The organism is Fructilactobacillus sp. X3R2C1 (assembly GCF_059901235.1).
On record NZ_JBWXVA010000001.1, the window covers coordinates 184,692 to 203,992 of the forward strand.

General features: G+C 41.9%; 20 protein-coding genes and 1 riboswitch. Of the genes, 2 read left to right on the forward strand and 18 right to left on the reverse strand.

The window, feature by feature from the left end:
• Positions 1-1,038 carry a YczE/YyaS/YitT family protein gene (locus AC6UDB_RS00995; protein WP_500693439.1) on the forward strand — a complete coding sequence of 346 codons (1,038 nt, stop codon included), beginning with the start codon at positions 1-3 and terminating at the stop codon, positions 1,036-1,038.
• Positions 1,039-1,108: 70 nt separating this feature from the next.
• Here the strand turns inward: AC6UDB_RS00995 and AC6UDB_RS01000 are convergent, their stop codons facing one another.
• From AC6UDB_RS01000 to purB, 3 genes are all read right to left on the reverse strand, one after another.
• Positions 1,109-2,494: a class II fumarate hydratase gene (locus AC6UDB_RS01000; RefSeq protein WP_500693438.1), complete on the reverse strand. Its 1,386-nt coding sequence runs from the start codon at positions 2,492-2,494 to the stop codon at positions 1,109-1,111.
• Positions 2,495-2,527: 33 nt separating this feature from the next.
• Entirely contained in the window at positions 2,528-3,091 is a 564-nt protein-coding gene (locus tag AC6UDB_RS01005; protein ID WP_500693437.1) for an ECF transporter S component, read from the reverse strand.
• Between the two features lie 67 nt (positions 3,092-3,158).
• Positions 3,159-3,250, reverse strand: a riboswitch (TPP riboswitch).
• Positions 3,251-3,331: 81 nt separating this feature from the next.
• Positions 3,332-4,627, reverse strand: a complete 1,296-nt coding sequence (purB, locus tag AC6UDB_RS01010; protein WP_500708893.1) for an adenylosuccinate lyase — start codon at positions 4,625-4,627, stop codon at positions 3,332-3,334.
• Between the two features lie 204 nt (positions 4,628-4,831).
• On the opposite strand from purB, the gene AC6UDB_RS01015 reads away from it, so the two are divergent.
• The gene (locus tag AC6UDB_RS01015; RefSeq protein ID WP_500693435.1) at positions 4,832-6,100 is read left to right on the forward strand and encodes an adenylosuccinate synthase; all 1,269 of its coding nucleotides are present in this window, start codon (positions 4,832-4,834) and stop codon (positions 6,098-6,100) included.
• Between the two features lie 45 nt (positions 6,101-6,145).
• On the opposite strand, the gene AC6UDB_RS01020 is transcribed toward AC6UDB_RS01015, so the two are convergent.
• The 15 genes from AC6UDB_RS01020 to accC all read right to left on the reverse strand — a co-directional run bounded on the left by AC6UDB_RS01020 (position 6,146) and on the right by accC (position 19,291).
• Positions 6,146-7,243 carry a M24 family metallopeptidase gene (locus AC6UDB_RS01020; protein WP_500708894.1) on the reverse strand — a complete coding sequence of 366 codons (1,098 nt, stop codon included), beginning with the start codon at positions 7,241-7,243 and terminating at the stop codon, positions 6,146-6,148.
• A gap of 75 nt (positions 7,244-7,318) precedes the next feature.
• Positions 7,319-8,101 carry a biotin--[acetyl-CoA-carboxylase] ligase gene (locus AC6UDB_RS01025; protein WP_500708895.1) on the reverse strand — a complete coding sequence of 261 codons (783 nt, stop codon included), beginning with the start codon at positions 8,099-8,101 and terminating at the stop codon, positions 7,319-7,321.
• Positions 8,102-8,104: 3 nt separating this feature from the next.
• A complete protein-coding gene (locus tag AC6UDB_RS01030) occupies positions 8,105-8,686 on the reverse strand; it encodes a 4'-phosphopantetheinyl transferase family protein (protein ID WP_500708896.1) in 582 nt (193 codons plus the stop codon).
• Positions 8,687-8,801: 115 nt separating this feature from the next.
• Positions 8,802-9,572 carry a carboxyltransferase subunit alpha gene (gene accA, locus AC6UDB_RS01035; RefSeq protein ID WP_500708897.1) on the reverse strand — a complete coding sequence of 257 codons (771 nt, stop codon included), beginning with the start codon at positions 9,570-9,572 and terminating at the stop codon, positions 8,802-8,804.
• The gene (locus AC6UDB_RS01040) at positions 9,565-10,407 is read right to left on the reverse strand and encodes an acetyl-CoA carboxylase carboxyltransferase subunit beta (protein WP_500708898.1); all 843 of its coding nucleotides are present in this window, start codon (positions 10,405-10,407) and stop codon (positions 9,565-9,567) included. The genes accA (AC6UDB_RS01035) and AC6UDB_RS01040 overlap by 8 nt, the downstream gene beginning before the upstream one ends.
• Entirely contained in the window at positions 10,388-11,767 is a 1,380-nt protein-coding gene (locus tag AC6UDB_RS01045; protein ID WP_500708899.1) for an acetyl-CoA carboxylase biotin carboxylase subunit, read from the reverse strand. The genes AC6UDB_RS01040 and AC6UDB_RS01045 overlap by 20 nt, the downstream gene beginning before the upstream one ends.
• 36 nt (positions 11,768-11,803) lie before the next feature.
• Complete coding sequence (locus AC6UDB_RS01050; RefSeq protein WP_500693428.1) at positions 11,804-12,247, reverse strand: acetyl-CoA carboxylase biotin carboxyl carrier protein; 444 nt, start codon at positions 12,245-12,247, stop codon at positions 11,804-11,806.
• The gene (gene fabF, locus AC6UDB_RS01055; RefSeq protein WP_500708900.1) at positions 12,247-13,485 is read right to left on the reverse strand and encodes a beta-ketoacyl-ACP synthase II; all 1,239 of its coding nucleotides are present in this window, start codon (positions 13,483-13,485) and stop codon (positions 12,247-12,249) included. The genes AC6UDB_RS01050 and fabF overlap by 1 nt, the downstream gene beginning before the upstream one ends.
• A 36-nt stretch (positions 13,486-13,521) precedes the next feature.
• The gene (locus AC6UDB_RS01060) at positions 13,522-13,773 is read right to left on the reverse strand and encodes an acyl carrier protein (RefSeq protein ID WP_500693426.1); all 252 of its coding nucleotides are present in this window, start codon (positions 13,771-13,773) and stop codon (positions 13,522-13,524) included.
• Positions 13,774-13,802: 29 nt separating this feature from the next.
• On the reverse strand, positions 13,803-14,753 hold the full coding sequence (locus AC6UDB_RS01065) for a beta-ketoacyl-ACP synthase III (protein WP_500708901.1): 951 nt from the start codon (positions 14,751-14,753) through the stop codon (positions 13,803-13,805).
• Positions 14,754-14,774: 21 nt separating this feature from the next.
• On the reverse strand, positions 14,775-15,221 hold the full coding sequence (gene fabZ / locus AC6UDB_RS01070; RefSeq protein ID WP_500693424.1) for a 3-hydroxyacyl-ACP dehydratase FabZ: 447 nt from the start codon (positions 15,219-15,221) through the stop codon (positions 14,775-14,777).
• 274 nt (positions 15,222-15,495) lie between these two features.
• On the reverse strand, positions 15,496-16,260 hold the full coding sequence (fabI, locus tag AC6UDB_RS01075) for an enoyl-ACP reductase FabI (protein ID WP_500693423.1): 765 nt from the start codon (positions 16,258-16,260) through the stop codon (positions 15,496-15,498).
• 65 nt (positions 16,261-16,325) lie between these two features.
• The gene (accA, locus tag AC6UDB_RS01080) at positions 16,326-17,096 is read right to left on the reverse strand and encodes a carboxyltransferase subunit alpha (protein WP_500708902.1); all 771 of its coding nucleotides are present in this window, start codon (positions 17,094-17,096) and stop codon (positions 16,326-16,328) included.
• Entirely contained in the window at positions 17,089-17,931 is an 843-nt protein-coding gene (locus AC6UDB_RS01085; protein ID WP_500708903.1) for an acetyl-CoA carboxylase carboxyltransferase subunit beta, read from the reverse strand. Before AC6UDB_RS01085 ends, accA (AC6UDB_RS01080) begins: the two co-directional genes overlap by 8 nt.
• Complete coding sequence (gene accC, locus AC6UDB_RS01090; protein WP_500708904.1) at positions 17,918-19,291, reverse strand: acetyl-CoA carboxylase biotin carboxylase subunit; 1,374 nt, start codon at positions 19,289-19,291, stop codon at positions 17,918-17,920. Before accC ends, AC6UDB_RS01085 begins: the two co-directional genes overlap by 14 nt.
• Positions 19,292-19,301: the final 10 nt, after the last annotated feature.

Sequence of the window (19,301 nt, forward strand, 5' to 3'; positions counted from 1 at the left end):
ATGAGTAATTCTACCCAATCAGGCAATACTGCCGCACCACAAATGACTTGGTACGGTAAAACATTTAATATATTACTTAAAGTTTTAATGTCGTTTGTTGGTATCACCATGTTATCACTTGGTGCCACGTTACTTCGATCAAGCAAGATTTTAGGTCTTGATCCTTTTACTGCCGTTAATATTGGTATGTCAAACCATCTGCACATGTCACTTGGTTTGTACCAGTTACTGGCTAACCTGGTAATCTTCGTGTTTGTCTTGTTCCTTGACCGTCACATGATCGGAATTGGAACCATCATGAACATGGTGCTAGTTGGATTTGAGATTCAAATTTTCACTCAATTTTACCAACAAATCTTCCCGTCGGGGATTAACTTCTTCGTAATCGTTGCTAATGCCTTCTTGGGACTAATCCTATTTACGGCTGGTAGTTCAATCTACATGGCTCCTAATCTTGGTGTTGCCCCCTATGATGCCATTGCTCCAATTGTATCATCACGACTACACATCAAGTACAAGACGGCTCGTGTGATCCAAGATATCCTCTTCTTGATTGCCGCTGTCCTTGCTGGTGGCCCCGTTGGATTTGCATCAATCATCGTCGCCTTCTTTGCCGGTCCACTAATTTCCTACTGGAACAAACACATTAGTGACCCCATTGTTAACGGAATTGACGACTTCAGTGAACAGCCAACGGTTAAACACGCCGCTAGTACGATTTCTAAGGCGACGTTATCTGGGTACCATTATCTAACCCATGCTTATAACGCCACTTTAAACGTTCAGATGAACTTATCAGGGTACACTAATCAACAGTTAGGGACTCGTCTTCACGACGCCCAAACGAACATGGAAGACTCACAGAAGGCTTACAATGCTTACCGGACCCAGTACAGAATGTTGATGGCAGAAATGATGAAACGAAGCAAAAACGGTAACGTTAATCCACAATCAACTGGTAGTACTACTGATGGTGCTCCTCAAAATTCAAAAGATTCTGATGCCAATAATAATAATCTCAATGATTCCAAAAAGTAATTAAATACCCAAAAGGTCCAGCAATAACGGAGACGTTAGTTGCTGGACCTTTTTTTATTTATAATCTTGATCATTGTTCGCGCTTATAATTAGTCATTTTTAATGGCTCAACCCATTTATCAAAGTTATCACCAGTGACGTATCCTGAATCAATGGCCGCCTGTCTAAGATTCGTCTTTCCCTTTAAAGCAGCATTGGCAATTTCAGCTGCTCGATGATAGCCAATGTGTGGTGACAATGCCGTTACCGTCATCAAAGAATTATGGACCAACTCCTCCATGCGATCTTGGTTGACTTCAATCCCTTTGACCATCAAGTCCGTAAAGTGGCTTAAGATGCCTGTCAGTGACTGAACGGAATCAAGAAAACAGGATATGATAATTGGCTTATAGACATTCATTTCAAAGTTTCCCTGGGTGTTAGCAACTTCGATGGTCGTATCATTTCCCATGATGCGCGCTACTACCATATCCATGGCTTCACCCTGAGTCGGGTTCACCTTGCCAGGCATAATCGATGACCCAGGTTCATTAGCGGGAATTTTAATCTCACCGTAACCAGCTCTAGGACCACTCGCTAGAAATTTAATGTCATTGGCAATTTTCATCAGATCAGTTGCAAGCGTCCGCACAGCCCCATGCGTCATGGTAATGGCCGAATGGGAAGCTAATCCATAAAATTTATTTTCAACTTCAAACGGCTCATGATACTTATTACCCAGGGTTTGAACCATTTCCTTATCAAAGTCTTCCGTCGTATTAAGGCCGGTCCCGACTGCTGTTCCACCAATTGGTAGCCCCAGTAGTGACTTCGAATTGTCCCTCACAAAATCAAGGTCGTGTTGAATGGTGCTAGCCCATCCCGACACTTCCTGTCCAAACGTCATCGGAGTGGCGTCCTGTAAATGAGTGCGCCCAATCTTAACCACATCCCAATACTTTTTCTGTAAGTGATGCATAACATTAATCAAATGCTCCAACTCAGGTAACAGCTGATTGATGGCAACCAGACTTGCAATGTTCATTGCCGTTGGAAACGTATCATTTGAACTCTGGGAATGATTAACATCATCATTTGGTAAAACATTAATCTTTGGATTAATCTGATTAGCAACGTGGGCAATCACCTCGTTCACGTTCATGTTAGTCTGAGTTCCCGATCCAGTTTGGTAAATGTGTAACGGGAAGTTTTGCATTAATTGATTATCGGAAAGACTCAATAGTTTTTGGGCACCCTGCTCAATCAACTCACCCTTTTTTCGATCGATGGTGTCTTGTTTGATGCTCACCTCGGCAGCACTTGCTTTAATGTTTATGAGAGCGCGAATTACCAATACTGGTAACTTGGGACCGACAGGAAAATTATGCCGGCTCCGCTCGGTTTGAGCACCCCACAAAGCATCCTTTGGCACCTTGACGTCTCCAAGCGTGTCACTTTCAATTCGATAATCAGACATTTTGTCATCTCCTAATTAAATATTGGGTACGACTTATCTGCTTAAGACCTGACTTTTTTCTAGTAAACGACTGATGAAATAAGTCAGCACTCCACTGAATAAGAAGACCGATACAAGCCGGGTTAGAAACAGTAGGAGTAAAAATCCAAAATGATAATTTGCGTATCCACTTTTGATCATATCCCAAGCAAACGTAATTACCGTGGTGGTAATCGTCGTACTTATGATTCCTAACCAATCATAATGTTTATATCCCAATACGGCAAATCCTAACTCAGACGATAGTCCTTGAATTAAGCCGGATAACAAATCAGCAATTCCCCACTGACTGCCAAGGATCATCTCGACGAAGGCTCCCAGTAACTCACCAAGGGTAGCGGAAAATGGGATGCGAATGATAAACGCTGCTAACGGTCCAGCAAGCGTCCATAATCCAAAGGTGGCTTCGTTTGCAAACGGCTGCAATCCAAATGGTGTCAGTGCCGCAGCTAAGATATTATAGAGAAATGAAGTTCCCCAAAAAATCACTCCACAAAAAGCACCAATCAATGTAACTAAAATAATGTCCTTTAAATGCCATTCTCTCAAAATTTTCATGTGATCTCCTCCAATAAAAAAAGTTCCTGGATCTACCCCGGGAACTTCAACACATGATTAAAAATGACACTTGTAGTGTAGTCGGATCCCTTCGCAGGTCTTAACCTGATCAGGTTCAATGGGTATTATCTCAGCCTTTCGGCACCCCAGAATTATATAATTCACTTTAATAATATACTGATTGAATGGTAAAAGCAATCAAAATCAAAATGGAGATGCATTAATGCATCTCCATTTAACCTATTCTAATCCGACCCGTTTGAAAATATCATCAACGTGTCTAAGGTGGTAATGATAATCAAACGCATCGTTAATCTCTTGGTCAGACAACCGTTCATTAATCTGATCGTTAGCTTTAACTAACTTTTCAAATGACTCGCGGTTTTCCCATGACTGAGCCGTCAGTGGTTGAACTAAGTCGTACGCTTCTTCCCGACTCATGCCTTTATCAATTAGTTTTAGCATTACTCGTTGACTGTAAATTAGGCCATAAGTTAGATTCATATTTTCCTTCATCCGCTTTGGGAACACGTCTAGATTTGAAAGAATGTTGTTGAAACGATGGAGCATGTAATCTAAGAGCGTGGTACTCTCTGGTAGAATAATTCGCTCAGCCGAAGAATGGGAAATATCACGCTCATGCCACAAAGAAACGTTCTCGTAGGCAGTGGTGATTAGTCCACGCATCGTTCTGGCCAACCCACAAATGTTTTCTGATCCAATTGGGTTCCGTTTATGTGGCATTGCTGAAGAACCCTTTTGACCAGGATTAAAATGCTCTTCTACTTCATGAATCTCAGAACGTTGCAAACCACGGATCTCCGTTGCAAAATTTTCAAGACTAGTGGCAATCAACGCCAAAGTGGCGATATATTCGGCATGCAAATCACGAGGTAAGACTTGACTAGTGATTTCTTGGGCTCGTAGTCCTAATTTATTACATACGTAAGCCTCTACCTGAGGATCGATGTTAGCAAACGTCCCAACGGCTCCAGAAATTTTCCCGGCTTCCACTCCGGCAGCTGTTTCGTTAAATCGTTTTAGGTTTCGTTTCATTTCTGAATACCAACGTGCCATCTTTAAGCCAAAAGTCATTGGTTCCGCCTGAACCCCATGGGTTCTTCCGATTTCAACCGTATCCTTATATTTTAAGGCTTTCTGCTTAATGGTATCCATTAAAGTTAAAATATCCTGACGAAGAATCTCGTCAGCCTGCTTTAGTCTAAGTCCCTGAGCGGTATCGACAACATCAGTACTAGTAACGCCGTAATGGATCCACTTTTTTTCGGGGCCAAGCGACTCCGAAACATCGCGGGTAAAAGCCACCACATCATGGTGAGTTTCCGATTCAATCTGTGCAATGCGGTCCACGTCAAAGGTCGCGTTTCTTTTAATGGCAATAATGTCAGCATCTGGAATCTTACCTAACTTATTCCATGCTTCATCAATCGCAATCTCAACTTCAAGCCATGTCTGATACTGATTCTGCTTACTCCAAATTCGCTTCATTGGTGCTCTTGTATAACGATCAATCATTTCATTCACCTCATTATAATTACAGGATAATCTTACATAATGTTTTCTTTTCAGTCAAATCAACGCCGCTACTACTTTATTATAATTCTAATATTCAATAAAACACGAACATTATTTTTAACAATATTTTGAACGTTCTTGATTTTTCCATATGTGATTGGTAAACTGTTCTTGGTCAAAAAATTCATTTACGAGGTGCTATTTATGTCTGTAACAGTTGTTGTTGGTAGTCAATGGGGCGATGAGGGCAAAGGAAAGATTGTCGATACCCTAAGTGCTGACGCGGATATCATTGCTAGATATCAGGGCGGTGACAATGCGGGTCACACCATTGTGTATAACAATCAAAATTTTCACGTTCAACTCGTTCCGTCCGGAATTTTCTATTCTGACAAGTTGGCAGTAATTGGAAACGGCGTTGTTTTGAACCCCAAGTCACTATTTAAAGAAGTCGACTATCTAAACAAACATGGTGTTTCTACCGACAACCTCCGTGTATCATCTCGTGCTCAAGTCATCATGCCATACCATCCTCTTTTTGATAAGCTTCAAGAGGAACACAAACATCATAAGATCGGGACGACTCAGAAGGGAATTGGCCCTGCTTACATGGACAAGGTTGCTAGGGTTGGAATTCGGGTGGCCGATTTAATTGATCCAGTAACTTTCAAGAAGCGTTTGAAAGACGTCTTGGCTGAAAAGAACGAAATTTTGGTTAAACTATACAACCATGAGCCCCTTAATTTTGAAGAAATCTATAATGAATACGTCCAGTTAGGGAAACGATTAAAACCATACGTAACCGAAACCTCCGTTCTTTTAAACGATGAAATCGATCATAACCAAAACGTCCTGTTTGAAGGTGCTCAAGGAATTATGTTAGACGTTGACCATGGGACATATCCCTACGTCACTTCTTCGAACCCCGTTGCCGGAGGCGCTGCCGTTGGTGCTGGGATTGGACCCAGCAAGATTGATCGGGTCATTGGAACTTGTAAAGCCTATACTTCACGTGTCGGTGAGGGACCATTTCCAACGGAACTACTAGACGAGACCGGTAACTACATCAGAGAAACCGCCCATGAGTACGGGGTTGTGACCAAGCGTCCCAGACGAATCGGTTGGTTTGACAGCGTTGCCTTAAGACACGCTCGTCGTGTTTCTGGTCTAACCCACCTAGCCTTAAACTGTCTGGATGTTTTTGACGGATTAAAAGAAATTAAGATTTGTACCGCATATGAACTAGACGGTAAGAAAATCACTTATTACCCCGCTAACTTGGATATCTTGGACAAGTGCAAACCGGTCTACGAAACGCTCCAGGGATGGAACGAGGATATCACTAATTGTGATACTTACGACAAGCTTCCTAAAAACGCCCAAAAGTTTCTTGACCGGGTTTCAGAACTTGTAGGTATCCCGTTAGTCACTTTCTCAACTGGTCCCAAGCGAGAACAGACCCATCAAATGTAAAAAATAAGATCCTGGATAAAATCCAGGGTCTTTTTATGTCAACTCTTATACATAGCGTAATTCTTTGGATGTGTGAGTAAATGGTTCATTTCCATCCTTGGTTAGGTGAATGCAATCTTCAATTCGAACTCCGGCTACGCCAGGAATGTAGATACCAGGTTCAATTGAAAAGCACATGCCTTCCTTTAAAGTCATCTTATTGCCCTCCATTATTGAAGGGAATTCATGCTCACCCATCCCCATGCCGTGGCCTAAACGGTGGATGAAGTATTTACCATAACCAGCCTTGTCAATGATATCTCTTGCAACCGCATCCAGGTCTTCGGCCCGAATACCTGGTTTAGCAGCAGATTGGGCAGCTAACTGAGCTTCCAAACAAACGTCATAAATCTCTTTTTGTTTGGCCGGAATTTTATCACCAACAGCGACCGTCCGGGAAGCATCAGAGATGTAGCCATTATGAACCGTTCCTAAATCAAATAATAACAGGTTATCGTTCTTAATCTTGTTCATGTCAGTAGCACCATGTGGTTCCGCCGCGTGAGGTCCAGTCTGAACCAGAGTATCAAAACTCATGTTCATAACCCCTCTGATTTTTTCCTGGTACTCAATCTCAGCAGCCACTTCTGCCTCCGTTTTACCGGCTTTAGTGGTCTCAAAACCAACTTGAAAAGCAAAGTCGGCTTCTTTTCCAGCAGCGTCTAACTGTTCAATCTCATATGGCGTCTTAATTACCCGCAGTTCACTAACTTCTGGAGCCACGTTAGTGCTAAAGTCAGCCTTCGGAAATTCAGCTTGAAGCTGTTGATAACGACTAATGACCAAGTTGTCGTCTTCAATCCCAAATCGCTTGGGATCAGGAGTTACATCACGAATGTGCTTGGCGATCAGTTTAAAGGGATCTTCATGGTCTAAGTAACCATAAACGGGATACTTCCATCCTGACTCCTTTATGGCTTCCACTTCGAGTTCTGGTGCAAACAGAAATGGTTCCGCATCAGGAAAAATAAAAAGTGCCAACACCCGTTCAACGGGATCACTACCAAAACCAGTAAAGTACTTAATATCCTCAAAATTACTGATGTAAGCAACATCAAGCTTCTTTTGGTTAACGTAGTCTCTCATTTCATTTAATTTAACCATAATAAGACCTCCTGAATTTGTTGCTAATTTTAGCATACAATTAAATTTAATCAACACAAAAAGAAAAACCTAACATTAATCGTCAGATTTCATCTTCCTAATATGTCTGGTCACATTCGGATCCAGGTTTAACGTTTGCTGGTCTCGTGTCTTTAACAAAAGGTGCCCACGTTCGTCGATTCCCGCCAATTTTCCAGTGATTTCATTATCATGATTGATAAGGGAAACTTGTTCGTTAAGCCACAGCAGACGCTTAGTATATTGATTAATAATCCGATCATCGTCCCACTCGCGATAGACCTCGTACAAATGGTCATAAACCGAAGCAATTAACTGGTTCCTTTTAAGTGGTGGTACCACGTTTAAACTCCCCACCATTTGGTCACCATTACGTGAAAACGGCATGATCCCAATATCGAGGCCGATGCCCATGATAAAGTTCTCGGGCTCGTTATCTTCGTTACTCTGAATTTCAGTTAAAATCCCACAGACCTTACTGTCATCGTGATACACGTCATTGACCCATTTTAATTGAGTATCGATGTTGTAGACCCGTTTAATGGCGTCCGTAACGGCAACCCCAAGCCCAAGTGTTAAAACGCCTGGATTATCAAGATACCTTGGTTGGGCCTGAAACACCACCGTAAAATAAACGCCGTTGTTTGCAGGAGAATAAAAATGATGGCCATTTTGGCCTTTCCCCTTCGTCTGTTCGTTAGCAATGATCATGCCAGGACGATGCCAAACCTCCACTTGAGCCTCTTCGTTAGTCGACGGCAATTGGTCATAAACCTCGATTTGATCAATGGGATTACTAATTAAGCTATGAATTACGCGTGCATTTAAAATATCGTTCATGATTTATTCACTCACCTGGGTAGCAAGTGTCCCAATGTACTTCCATCCCACGTCCAAAAAGTTAATCTGGTACAAATCATCGTTTCTTCTAGCACTTTCCATGTGAGGCAGTGAAACATCAACGGACTTGGGTTTTCCGATCAATCCGACTCCCTGAAGTTTTAAGACCGCTTCCTTGATGGTCCATAATCTTAACGCTTGTTCACCTTGCCGTTCGCCCTTTAAATTCTTTAAGTAATTAAGTTCCGCTGGAGTGAATGCCTTGGTAATCCTGGTGTAGTCATAAGGACGAATCTGTTCTAAGTCAACTCCAATTGGTTGATCAGAAATTACCACCAAAACTGCGTCATGAGAGTGAGCAATGTTAAAATGATAGCCATTTGGTACAAAATAGGGTTTCCCGTAATGTCCAAAATCAATGTCAACGTTTTTAATGGCGTCTTGTACTGGCATCCCCACCAGTTTAGCTAACAAAACCCTTCCAACAAGCGTCTGTTGCTTTTTCGGCTTATCGGTGATTCCTAGGTCTTGGTAGTATGGTTGAAATGCTTTTGTGGTGATCGAATCACTTAAAAATTTAATCATGCTAATTCCTCATTTTCATTTTATTAGACCTGATTGGGTCCGAGAGATAAAAAATAAGAGTCTCACTATTTTCAACAGATACAATAGTAACACTCTCATACATCTTGGTCATTGACTAAAAATTACGGTACCTAGCAAACCGCTTCTTAAGCATCTCATCCTTTGTCATCGCATTTAGTTCTTTAATTTTTTTAACCAAATCACCACGAAACCGTTCAAAGCCATCGGCAGTATTTACTTCAGGAATAATCCGATCAATGATTCCTTCTTTTAGTAAGTCATCTGGAGTCAACTTCATGACTGAAGCAGCTTCTTTCATCCGACTAGCATCTTTCCACAAAATGGTGGCATATCCTTCTGGGGAAAGAACCGAATAGATACTATCCTCAAAAGCCCAGACGCAGTCACCAACAGCTAATGCCAGGGCACCACCACTGCCACCTTCACCAACAATCACACTTACGTAAGGAACTTTCAGTTGCATTCCCTGTAAGATTAATTGCGCAATCGTATAGCCAATCCCGTGGTACTCGGCTTCTACACCAGGATAAGCTCCAGGAGTATTAATCAAGGTAACAATTGAACGATTGAATTTTTCGGCCTGCTTCATCAATCGCAGCGCTTTGCGGTATCCGTCAGGCTCAGCCGAACCAAAGTGCCTTTCGATGTTGGAATTTAGATCCGAGCCCTTTCTAATCCCAATCAACGTCGTCGGAATTTCATCAAGGGTTCCAATCCCAGCGTATACGGCGGGGTCATCACCGTAAACCCGATCACCATGCAGTTCCATAAAATCTTCGGTAATTCCGTTAATGAGGTCATCAACCCCAATCTTACCCGCAGCTCTAGCATTTATAACTCTATCCCATGCGGTTGGTTTACTCATCATTATCACCTACCCGATGCCACTTTAGAATTTTATTAAGTGTCTCTTTTAGATCGCGTCGTCTCACGACCCCATCCAAAAACCCATTTTTAAGTAATGTCTCTGATCGTTGAAAGTCTTTTGGTGGGCGCTGTTGAATCGTCTTTTCAATCACCCGACGTCCCGCAAAACCAATCAAAGCGTGGGGCTCTGATAAAATAATGTCGCCCTGCATTGCAAAACTGGCAGTTACACCACCAGTAGTGGGATCACAGGGAACACTGACGTACAGTAAGCCCGCTTTACTGTGTTGCGCAACCGCTTCAGACACTTTGGCCATCTGCATCAGGGAATGAATCCCCTCTTGCATCCGTGCTCCTCCAGAAGCAGTAAACACAATCACGGGAAGCTTCTTTTTCGTTGCCGTTTCAAACAGCCGTGCCAAAATCTCACCCGTTGCCGTCCCGAGGCTTGCCATTACAAAGCGCCAGTCCATCGCAGCCATCGCTACCTGATTTCCATCAATGGTACCAATCCCAGACAAAACACTCTCATTTAGACCAGTTACCACGCGTGCCTTCTTCAACTTAGTTACGTATTTTTCGTCGTTAAATTTTTTAGAAGCCTTTAAATCAGTATTAATGGGTGTGAAGTCGTCACACATTAACTCAATTCGCTCTTTAGCACCAATCCGAAAGGCATAGTAACAATTAGGACACTCTTTATACCTGCCAAGATCTTTCTTGTAAAAACTCTTCTGACAGATTGGACATTTGACCCAGATGTGATCAGGAATTTGATCCATTCGCTGACTTAACTCTTTTTGACTAATACTTTCAAACCGTTTGCTTGTCATACTGCTTCATCCATTCTTTTAAGAACGCACCTTCAATGTAATTATTGTTAAAATCACCAGTCAAAAAATGCTGATCAGAAATCAAACCAATCAAGAAATCGCGATTGGTGGTGACCCCCTTCACAACAAATTCGTTCAAAATTTGCTTCATTTCGGACACGGCTTCCCGTTTTGTCGGTTTATGCACGATAACTTTAGCAATCATCGAATCATAGTAAGGTGAAATCATGTCGCCAGCTTCAACCCCAGAATCAATTCGAATGGAATCAGATTCATGGGTAAATTTCACCTGCTGAAGTTTACCAGGTGATGGAGCAAAATTATTGCTAGGATCCTCGGCATCGATCCGACATTCAAGTGAGTAACCCTTTATCTCACAGTCTTGTTGATTAAAAGGGAGTGATTGTCCTTCTGCCACTAGAATCTGAGCTTTAATAATTTCAACTCCAGTTACTTCTTCGGTAACGGTATATTCAACTTGAAGCCTGGTGTTCATCTCCATAAAATAGAAATGATGTTTTTGATCCATCAAGAATTCAAAGGTCCCGGTGTTTGTGTAACCAATCCCTTTGGCGGCCTTCGCCACTATCTGACCCAGTTCTCGGCGTTTGTTGGGCGTAATCTTGGAACATGGACTTTCTTCGATTATTTTTTGATGATTTCGTTGCATTGAGCAATCTCGCTCCGGAAAATAGACCACGTGGCCGTGTTCATCGGCAATGACCTGCATTTCAATGTGTTTGGCATCATTTAAATCTTTTTCCATATAAAGCCGGTCATCACCAAATGAAAGTTTGGCTTCACGCTTAGTATCACTAAAGGCTTTTTTTAATTCAGATTCACTAGTAACTTTTCGAATTCCCTTACCGCCACCACCGGCAGCAGCCTTTAACATCACGGGATAACCAGTTTCTTGGGCCACTTCTTTAGCCTGGTCGTAAGTATCAACAAACCCATCGCTACCAGGAATTATCGGAACGCCATTCTTTTTCATTGCTTCTTTGGCATTACCCTTATTACCCATCAGATTAATTACTGAAGCGGTGGGACCAATAAATTTAATTCCGCACTGTTCACATAATTCAGCAAAATCAGCATTTTCAGACAAAAAGCCATACCCGGGATGGAGCGCATCACATCCGCAAAGAACCGCGGAATCAATAATTGCTGCCATGTTTAGGTATGACTCATCTGGAAACGGTCCACCAATACATACGGATTCGTCAGCTAATTTTACGAATAAACTATCAGCATCAGCGGTTGAATAAACCGCCACCGCCTTGATATTCATTTCGTGAAGTGCACGGATGATCTGAACTGCGATCTCACCGCGGTTTGCAACCAGCACTTTTTTAAACATTAAATCACCTTTTTAAACTAATATGAATTGAGCTTTCTAGTCTTCCTTAATTTCAAAAATCGGTTCATTGTATTCCACCATCGAACCACTTTCAGGCATTCGTTTAACGATGGTCCCACTCACTGGACTTTTAACCTCATTAACCAACTTCATGGCTTCAATTACACAAACGGTCTCACCCTTTTTAACATGATCACCATCTTGCTTAAAGTCGGCCTTTTCTGGGCTTGGAGCGTAATAAAGAATTCCAACCATTGGAGCTTTCAATTGATAATTATCGGAGTCGTCAGTTGCATCAATTGACGCAGATTCAAGTTGAGCCGGCTTTCTGGATTCATTAACTGACTCACTTGCATGCAAGCTGTCGTGATCAGGAATTTTGGATAAGTAAACGGCCCCTTCATTCTGATTAATCTTAATTTCTTGTAAACTCGATTGCTCAAATTTATCAATTAATTTTTCAATATCTTGTTCATTCACTAATCTTCATTCCACTTCTTCATTGCAATTACCGCATTGTGACCACCAAAGCCAAAGGCATTACTAATTGCAGTATTAACGGGCGCCTTTTTGTTATCTTCATTGACCAAATCAACGTGAATCTCAGGATCCTTATGCTTCATCCCCACGTTAACTGGCATCTGATCATTTTGAAGGGCAGCAACTAATGCAACCGCTTCAAGTCCACCAGCAGCTCCCAATGAGTGTCCTACCATTCCTTTAATGGAACTAACCTTGACGTGATCGTTATCTTTAAACAACTTTTCAATCGCACCAGCTTCAGCAACATCATTAGCGTGAGTGCTGGTACCGTGCGCATTAACGTAATCAAGTTCACTAGTTTTAATGTGACCTTCGTCAATGGCTTGCTTCATAGCTCTAATGGCACCTTTCCCAGAGGGGTTTGGAGCAGTCATGTGGTACGCATCACTAGTAGCACCGTATCCAACCACTTCGGCCAAAATATTAGCACCACGTGCTTTAGCATGGTCATAATCCTCAAGTACAAGAGTACCAGCCCCTTCTCCCATGACAAAGCCATTGCGGTCTTTATCAAATGGCATTGAGGCATCTTCTACTTTTTCAGCGGTTGAAAGAGCGGTCAATTTAGCAAATCCAGCAATTCCAATCTCGGTAATGGCAGCTTCAGTTCCGCCAGCAATCATCATCTTGGCTTTCCCTTGTTTAATTAGTTCAAAGGCGTTTCCAATGGCATTATTAGCTGAAGCACAAGCCGTCACAATGGTCTGAGACGTGTTTTCCGCATCAAAGTACATGGAAACATTTCCAGCCGCCATGTTAGCAATGGCTTTAGGAACAAAAAGTGGTGAAACTCGCTTTGGTCCTTTTTCGTGCATCTTGATGATGTCACTCTCAATGGTAGTAAGACCACCAATTCCATTTCCGTACATGACACCAAGGTCCTCAGGTTCGTAATCACCCTGTTTCAGGCCAGCTTGATCCATGGCCTCTTTAGCACTGTACAAAGCGTACTGTGAAAAAAGATCAATTCGTTTGTAAGCACGTTTATCTAAACGCTTGCTTGGATCAAAGTCTTTAACTTCAGCAGCTACCGTCACACCCGTGCTACTAGCATCAAATTTGGTAATTGGTGCAATGCCCACTTTAGAGTTGAACAAATTGTTGGAAAAGGTTTCGGCATCATTTCCAATGGGGGTGACAGCACCCATCCCTGTTACAACTACTCGATTACTCAAATGATTTCCTCCTGTTCAAATAAATAATTTTACTGATTATTTATCGTTCTCCGCAATCTTCTTTTGAATGTAGTCAACTAATTGTTGGACGGTGTTGATGTCTTCATCACTTTCAATTTCGATGTCATATTCATTTTCAAGTCCGTCAACCACTTCAAAAAAGTCAAGACTATCAATATCAACGTCTTCCTTAAGGTTAGTGTCCATCTTGATGTCTGATGCTGGTACATCAGTTTGTTTTGCGATTAAGTCCTTGATTTTGTTAAAAATTTCGTTTTGGTCTGCCATAATTTATCACTCCATAATATTTTTTGTATTTAGTATCTAATTACTACGGTTCCAATGGTTAATCCCCCACCAAAACCGGTTAAAACAAGGTTGTCACCACGGTTAATCTGATGCTCCTCTACCATTTCACTTAATAGCAGTGGTTCGCTTGCCGCAGCGGTATTGCCATACTTATTGATATTAACGGGAAACTTTTCCATCGATAAACCTAATTTGTTAGCAATACTTTTAATAATTCGTTCATTTGCTTGATGAACGATAAAGTACTTCACATCACTTAAGCCAATGTTTGCCTTTGAAAGCGCCAGTTTGATGGATTCTGGAACCCTTTGAGTAGCAAAACGATACACTTCATGACCATCCATCTTGAAATACGGCTGGTGCGTATCATCAGCGAAGTGCCCAGCCGTTAGCGAATTACCAAGTTCTCCAACTGTTTCTAAGTCACTAGCAAGTACTTTTGACTCACTTCCATCGTTGGTAGCTAGAATTCCCGCAGCACCATCCCCAAACAGGACCGCCGTCGAACGGTCTGACCAATCAATGTACTTGCTTAGCTTCTCACCGCCAATTAAAATTCCTTTTGAATGCGGCTTACTTGCAAGCAACGCATTCAAGACGTAAATTCCGTAAGCAAATCCAGAGCAAGCGGCGTTCAGATCAAAGGCAATTGCATTGTCAGCATGAAGATTTCCCTGAACCACTGCCGCAGTTGAGGGAGTTTGAAAGTCTGATGACATGGTGGCTACAATGATGAAATCAACGTCACTTGCAGAAATATTGGCCTTATTAATGAGCTTAGTTGCAACATCAGTACACATGGAAGTATTAGTCTCTGACTTAGAAATGTGACGGGCGCGAATACCGGTCCGTCGTTTGATCCACTCATCAGAGGTATCCATGATTTTAGTCAAATCATGATTAGTAACAACATTATTGGGCGTTGACCTTGCCGTTTCTAAGATTGAAAAACTACCCATTTGCGACTCCTATTACCTATTTTATTGTTCTCTTTCCTTGTTACTTACGATAAAGGTCAACTGAGCGTCACAAGCCTTTTTATCGCCAACGTATGCCACACACGAAACTGAGCCAGCACTTCCTCTAACCTTATCAATCTTAACCTCAAAGCGTAGAACATCACCGGGCTCCACCATCTTTCTGAACTTCGCGTTGCGAATGCTACCCATATAAACCGTTTTGTTCTTAAACTGGGGCGACTTCAAAATCAGAATTGAAGCCACCTGGGCCATCGATTCAATAATTAAAACACCGGGCATGACTGGATTACCAGGGAAATGTCCTTGGAAATAATTTTCGTTAATTGTAACATTCTTGGTAGCCGTAATGGACTTGCCTGGATCCATCGCATCGACCCGGTCAATAAATAAAATCGGATAACGATTTGGGATCAGATCCATAATTTCTTTTGCGTTCATTAAACTCAAATTATTCACCTCTATTAATCTAATTTGATTCAAGCATGGTATTTCGAGTAATTACCATGTGTTCATATTCAACAAGTTTTCGTTATTTAGCAATCAAAAACCATTCTAGTTAGAATGATTCTGACATAAAAGCCTGTCATATCAGCATTTTAAAGCAAGTATGTATCTGGTTACACTTGTTTTAATGTGTAATCATGTTTCAAATCACGCTCTTAAGCCCAAAAAATATCCCATAGCCATTTTTAGGCCATGGGATATTTAAATTAATTTTAATTTAGGCAAGTAAATGAACACCCTTGTCAACGTAGATAATGTCACCAGTAACACCGGTTGATAAATCACTAACTAAGAAAGCAGCAACGTTACCAATCTGATCAGTTGTTACATTCTCACCATCAACGGTGAATGATTGTGACATTTTAAGAAGGTCACGATGACCCTTAATTCCGGTAACAGCCAAAGTTTTAACGGCTCCAGCGGAAATTGCGTTTACTCGAATTTGGTCTTTACCAAGTTCAGAAGCAAGGTAACGCATAGCTGATTCAAGGGATGCCTTAGCAATTCCCATCATGTTGTAATCAGGAATGGCACGAGTTGAACCCATATAAGTTAACGTTAAAATGCTACCAGGCTTGTTCATAATCTTGCTGGCATAACGAGTAACTGAGATAAATGAGTACGCACTAATGTCTTCGGCTAAGTTGTAACCATCTTTTTTGGTGTTAATCACACCATTTTGAAGGGTCTCTTTGTCAGCAAAAGCAATGGCATGAATAACCCCATCGATGTTTCCAAAACGGTCATGAATTTCGGAAAAAGCCTTTTGGACGTTAGCATCTTCGGCCACGTCACATTCAACCAGTGGGAACTCTTCATCACCAATGGTCTTCTCAATACTCTTCTTTAAACGATCATTTTGGTATGTCAAAATAACTTGAGCTCCAAGTGACTTAATTGCTTGTGCACATCCCCAAGCAATACTTTTCCTATTCGCCACACCCATCACAACAACTTTTTTTCCTTTTAATAAATCAGCCATCTTCAAAATCCTCCTAGAACCAAATATCTAATTTACATCATTATATCAAAAAATTAATTCATTCATTAAAAATTTCGGTAACGGGAAAGTCGCTTAGCAACCAAATCATCCTTAGATAATGTATTTAATTCCCTAATTTTTTTAACCAGATCGCCTCTGAAACGTTCGAAACCATCAACCGTATCAGCTTCGGGAATAATCCGATCGATGATTCCCTCGGACAACAAATCATCTGGCGTTAATTTCATCACTGAAGCAGCTTCTTTCATCCGACTGGGGTCTTTCCACAAAATCGTGGCGTAACCTTCAGGTGAGAGCACCGAATAAATACTATCCTCAAAGGCCCAGACACAATCACCGACAGCCAGTGCTAAAGCACCACCACTGCCACCTTCGCCAACGATCACACTAATATAAGGAACGGTTAGTTGCATTCCCTGTAAGATTAATTGAGCAATCGTATAACCAATTCCATGATACTCGGCATCAACGCCAGGATAGGCGCCTGGTGTATTAGTTAAGGTGACAATCGGCCGGTTGAACTTTTCGGCCTGTTTCATCAGACGCAAAGCCTTCCGATATCCATCTGGTTCTGCGGAACCAAAGTGCCGCTCAATGTTGGAGTTTAAGTCCGACCCTTTTCTAATCCCCACAAACGTAGTGGCAATGTTGTCCATGGTGCCAATCCCACCATAAACAGCCGGATCATCACCATAAGCCCGGTCACCATGAAGCTCCATAAAATCATCGGTAATGCCGTTGATTAAATCATCAACCCCAATTTTTTTGGCAGCTCTAGCGGCTAGCACCTTATCCCATGCCGTTTTTTTAGCCATTAAGATCACCTACCTGATGCCATTTTAATAACTTCCCTAACGTTTCTTTCAATTCAGAACGTTTAATGACATCGTCCAAGAAGCCATTTTTAAGCAACGTTTCAGCCCGCTGAAAATCTTTTGGCGGACGCTGTTGGATCGTTTTTTCAATCACCCGACGACCAGCAAAACCAATCAAAGCATGGGGTTCTGACAACAAAATATCACCCTGCATGGCAAAGCTGGCGGTCACACCACCAGTGGTAGGATCGCCAAGCACACTGATGTAAAGCAACCCAGCCTTACTATGCTCAGCTACTGCCTCAGAGACCTTGGCCATCTGCATCAAGGAATGAATTCCTTCCTGCATTCTCGCACCACCAGAAGCAGTAAAGACAATCACTGGCAGGCCCTTTTTAGTAGCCGTTTCAAATAAACGAGCCAAAATCTCTCCAGTAGCTGTCCCTAGACTGGCCATAATAAAACGCCAGTCCATCGCTGCAACCGCAACTTTGACACCGTTGATCGTTCCGATTCCCGATAGGACACTTTCGTTTATCCCAGTAATCTCTCTGGCCTTCTTTAGTTTTGCCACGTACTTATCGTCTTTAAATTTTTTGGAAGCCTTTAAATCAGTATTAATGGGTGTAAAGTCGTCGCACATCATTTGAATGCGTTCTTTGGCTCCAATCCGAAAAGCATAGCCACAATTTGGGCATTCCTTGTACTTACCAAGTTTCTTTTTGTAAAAAGTAGTCCCACAATAAGGACATTTCACCCAAATATCATCAGGAATCTGATCCATTCTTTTGGTCAGCTCATCAGAATTCAAATTCTCAAAATCACTTTTTGCCATGTTTCTTCATCCATTCTTTTAAGAACGTACTTTCAATGTAATTATTGTTAAAATCCCCAGCCAAGAAATGCTTGTCATTTAGTAAAGCAATCAAGAAATCTCGGTTGGTTTTGACCCCTTCAATGTGAAACTCATTAAGAACCCGACGCATCTTATGGACAGCCTGTTTCTTAGTAGGCAAATGAACAATGATTTTGGCAATCATTGAATCGTAGTAGGGCGAAATGACGTCGTTTTGTCCAATGCCAGAGTCCACTCGAACTCCCTTTGTACCGTAAGTCTGGTGCAAACTCGTAATCTTACCCGGCGATGGGGCAAAATTATTGCTGGGATCTTCTGCATCAATTCGACACTCCAAAGCGTAGCCTTTTACGCCACAATCAGCCTGCGTGAAGGGTAATTTTTCACCTTCTGCAACTAAGATCTGAGCTTTAATGATTTCCACATCGGCAACTTCTTCGGTAATGGTGTACTCAACCTGCAATCTGGTGTTCATTTCCATAAAATAGAAGTTGTGATCCTGATCCATTAAGAACTCGTATGTACCTGTATTTGTATACTGGATTCCCTTGGTGGCGTTAACGACGATCTGACCAAGTTCTTGGCGCTTTGCGGAAGTGATTTCAGAACATGGACTTTCTTCAATGATCTTCTGGTGATTACGTTGAAGTGAACAATCACGTTCGGGGAAATAAACAACGTTACCATGCTCATCGGCAATGACTTGCATCTCAATGTGCTTGGCGTCGTTTAGATCTTTTTCCATGTACAATCGATCATCGCCAAAGGAAAGTTTAGCCTCCCGTTTCGTATCCTGAAAAGCCTTAGCCAGTTCATCGTCATCAGCAACTTTTCGAATCCCTTTACCACCACCACCGGCAGCAGCCTTTAGCATTACCGGATAACCAATTTGATGAGCGACTTCTTTGGCTTGTTCCACGGAGTCAATAAAACCATCACTGCCAGGAATCGTTGGCACACCACTTTTTTTCATGGCTTCCTTGGCGTTTCCCTTGTTACCCATCAAATTTATGACCTTAGCACTTGGACCGATAAACTTAATGCCACACTGATTGCAAAGTTCCGCAAAATCAGCGTTTTCAGACAAAAAGCCATATCCCGGGTGCAAAGCATCGCAACCAGTAAGTACCGCTGCATCAACAATTGCTGCCATATTGAGATATGACTCGTCTGGAAATGGTCCACCGATACAAACTGACTCATCGGCCAATTTTACGAATAAACTATCAGCGTCAGCAGTTGAATACACTGCCACTGCCTTAATATTCATATCATGAAGCGCACGGATAATCTGGACTGCAATCTCGCCCCGATTAGCCACCAGTACCTTTTTAAACATTAAATCACCT